Source organism: Mycobacterium scrofulaceum (genome assembly GCF_002086735.1).
Lineage (GTDB): Bacteria > Actinomycetota > Actinomycetes > Mycobacteriales > Mycobacteriaceae > Mycobacterium > Mycobacterium scrofulaceum.
Genome location: NZ_MVIJ01000118.1, coordinates 1 through 3,299, shown reverse-complemented (window position 1 = coordinate 3,299; position 3,299 = coordinate 1). Strand labels below are relative to the sequence as shown.

Below are 3,299 nucleotides of genomic sequence, written 5' to 3'. Positions count from 1 at the left end.
TGTTGGTCAGGATGGTAGAGCACGACGATGGGTGCGTCCTATGGTTCCCACGTGGTGAACATCAATTCGAAATCGGCAGCGCGCAAGCGTGTCCGGGAGGCGCAGAACAAGGCCAACGAGGCACGTCTGGAGCGTGAGCGTCAAAATGTCGATGACGCTGCGTCGTTCCTCGTCGAGCTTGGGCGGCTGGCCGCCGTCGACGAGTGGGAGCGCAACCGTATCCTCGAGATACACGCAGAGGGAGAGCGGCGCCGTCACGAACACCGCCAGGCCGGCGCGACAGCGTTGGCCCGGATGCAAGGCCGCGGTGAAAGCCTCACTGCGATCGCTGAACTGGCGGGAGTCAAAGTCGGTGAGGTAGCACACATCTCGGCTGGGCTCAATCCGGGACGTGTGTCGCCAAGTGACTCATCCTGTGCATCAACGGGTTTCGGATCGCGGAGCGCATGACCCGATTTGACTCTGCGGGCGGACTCGCCGGTCTCGGCTCCGACGACCAGCACCGCATCGCTGATACCGCGCACAATGTCCCCACCAAGGACCTCGACGAGGTATTGCGGTGTATTGCCGCCAATCGGGCAGCTGATGCGACGCCGGGGCGCCAGCCCAACCGCTTCGGCAATTCTCGACGCGGGATTGTCACGCGGAATCATCAGAATGCCCGGTGTCGCCACCGTATCGATCCGATGCCCGATCGCAGCGCCCGCGTCTTGCAATGCTCGACGCGCGGCTTCGCAAGCCAAATCGATGGGATCGACGACGCTGTCGCCGCGGTGCGTGATCTCACCGACCGCGACGACAACGGGAGTGCGGGGCGGAATCGCCAACGGTCAGGTCACGTTCATCGTCGGCACCTTTGTTGCGACATATTTGCGATATTGTCACATAAGTAGCCATGCGACAACCGGTTGGGTCGTTAATTCACGATCGGTCCGAGGCTGCATACTTGCTTCGTGACGAAGAAATCGTTGCGCTGGGGCACGGCACCTCCCACGACCCGCGACGTCGCCCGAGACCTCCTGCTCGATGCCGCCGAAGCGTGCCTGGAGGGCAAGGGGCTGCCGGGCACCACCATGGAGGACATCGCCAGACAGGCGGGGGTGTCGCGCGCCACGGTGTACCGCTACTTTCCAAGTCGTGAATCCGTCGTTTCCGGTGTCATCCTGCGTGCGGCCGAACGCTACCTAGACCGCATGCGTCGACGGATCGCAGTACATCGCGATTTGGGCACGGCAATACTCGATTTCGTCGAGGTCACGGTACGCGCCGCTCATCGCGAGCCGACAATCGGATTGCTGTTCGGCAGTGACGAGGAACTCGCCGGCGTGGGGTTGGCCAAGGGAACGTCGGTGGCTTTGTTTGAACTCGTGGCCGAGTTCCTTCGACCTGTCTTCGCTGCGCACTGGGACCAACTCGAGCCCGGGGTGTCGGTCGACGATGCCGCCGAATGGATCCTGCGAACCGTCCTCAGCCTGCTGTCGGTCCGCGGCCCCAGACACCGCAGCCCCGAAGGCCTCGATGCCTTTTTACGCCGATTCCTGCTTCCAGCTCTGCTCACCAACACCCAGCCTTGCGTCGATGCAACAAGTGCAGAGTAGTGTCTCAAACCATCGCATCGATATCCGTGGATGAGAAGGGGCGCTAACCATGGAGTTCGCGCAGTTCAATCAGCAGATCGCCAAGGAATTGCAGAACGCGGCGGCAACCACGGGAGGACTCTCCAAATACCTGGATTTTCGCCACACCGAGTTCGCCGCCGGGCGGCTGGTTGTGCAGATGGATGCTCGGGACGACCTTTTGACTCCGTTCGGCAATCTGCACGGCGGATGCCTGTCAGCAATGGTCGACCACTGCTTGGGCGTGGTGTTTTACCCGGTGATCCCCGCTGGATCGTGGGTCGCCACAACCGAATTCAAGCTGAACTTGCTGCAGCCCGTGTCAAGCGGAGTATGCGTCGCCGTCACCGAGATCATCGCGCTGGGCAAGCGCAGCGGTGTCGCCAGAATCGACATCACCAACGACGGGCGCGCGGTATGTGCCGCCCAAGGAACAGTGACCGTCGTTAGCCCTAGGGGGAATTCCTCGTGATGAAAAGGACCGATGGTATTGTCGTCCGACTTCACAACGGCGAGCGCACCCGATGACCGTTACGCTCGAGCGATTCCGCACCACAGACGGCGTCACCCTCACGGCGGATTGCTACCGGCACGACGCTGCCCGCGCCGTTGTGCTGCTCCTGCACGGCGGTGGTCAAAACCGACACGCCTGGGCGACCACAGCGCGCCGCTTGCACGCTCGTGGGTACACGGTCGTCGCGTATGACGCCCGAGGTCACGGCGACAGCGCGTGGGACCCTACCGGAAGATACGACCTCGGACGGCTAGCGTCCGATCTGCTGGCCGTGCGTGAACACGCGAGCACCGACCGCCCGCCGGCCGTCGTCGGCGCATCCTTGGGCGGCATGACCGTCCTGGGCACGCACTTGCTGGCGCCCGCCGACCTGTGGGGAGCCGTCGTCCTGGTCGACATCACTCCGCGAATGGAGTTTCACGGAGCACGCCGCGTCGTGTCGTTCATGGCCGCCCATCCTGACGGGTTCAGCACGCTCGACGACGCCGCGGACGTCATTGCCGAATACAACAGACATCGCACTCGGCCCAAGAACCCGGACGGACTCCGTAAAGTCTTGCGGCAACGCGACGATGGTCGGTGGATCTGGCGATGGGATCCGGCCTTCATCACTTCCAACTTCCAGTTTCTGCAAGGTGACCCCGCGACTGGTGCCGAAAAGTTCGACGCGATCAGCGAACTGCTTGTTGAAGGGGCCCGCCGCGTGCAGGCACCCACTCTTCTGGTGCGCGGCGTCCTTTCAGATGTGACATCGCAGCAGTCGGTCGACGAATTCCTCAAGGTCGTACCGCACGCCCAAGCGGTGGACGTCTCCGGCACCGGCCACATGGTCGCAGGCGACGACAACGATGCCTTCACCGCAGCCGTCGCCGGATTTCTCGACCGCACGATAAGCACTTCAGCGTGAAAAGCTCTGGGCTATCTGGCGCAGCCCGGGCTGGCCGCGCCAAAATCATGGCCGAGCTCGGCATCAAGGGGATCAGTCCGCGGAGGTTTAAGACCACCACGGTGGTCGATCCGGCCTCGTTTCCGCCGGATCTGATCGGCCAGCGCTTTGATAAGGGCCGACTCGACGCGGTGTGGTCCTCGGATATCGAGCGCCGTGAGGCGCTGTTCAACCGAACGGAGGTGAGAGACCACCGTCGCCGAGCCATCGCAGTGGCCCGGTA

At 63.0% G+C, this 3,299-nt stretch carries 4 protein-coding genes and 1 pseudogene; all 5 read left to right on the top strand.

Translation table 11 applies throughout. The features are described 5' to 3' along the window. Positions 1 to 51 precede the first annotated feature (51 nt). Complete coding sequence (locus BST44_RS28920; RefSeq protein ID WP_174814222.1) at positions 52 to 450, top strand: hypothetical protein; 399 nt, start codon at positions 52 to 54, stop codon at positions 448 to 450. 503 nt (positions 451 to 953) lie between these two features. Next, positions 954 to 1,598 (top strand): TetR/AcrR family transcriptional regulator, encoded by a 645-nt coding sequence (locus BST44_RS28910; protein ID WP_007168379.1) that lies wholly within the window; start codon positions 954 to 956, stop codon positions 1,596 to 1,598. A gap of 49 nt (positions 1,599 to 1,647) precedes the next feature. Continuing rightward, entirely contained in the window at positions 1,648 to 2,088 is a 441-nt protein-coding gene (locus BST44_RS28905; protein ID WP_007168380.1) for a PaaI family thioesterase, read from the top strand. 52 nt (positions 2,089 to 2,140) lie between these two features. Next, positions 2,141 to 3,037 (top strand): alpha/beta fold hydrolase, encoded by an 897-nt coding sequence (locus tag BST44_RS28900; RefSeq protein WP_007168381.1) that lies wholly within the window; start codon positions 2,141 to 2,143, stop codon positions 3,035 to 3,037. A gap of 47 nt (positions 3,038 to 3,084) precedes the next feature. Further along, a pseudogene (locus BST44_RS28895) lies at positions 3,085 to 3,299 on the top strand (hypothetical protein); the annotation flags it as partial.

Excerpts from the sequence above, each read along its gene's own strand:
- BST44_RS28900 (WP_007168381.1), top strand. The coding sequence starts at position 2,141 with ATGACCGTTACGCTCGAGCGATTCCGCACCACAGACGGCGTCACCCTC.
- BST44_RS28905 (WP_007168380.1), top strand. The coding sequence starts at position 1,648 with ATGGAGTTCGCGCAGTTCAATCAGCAGATCGCCAAGGAATTGCAGAAC.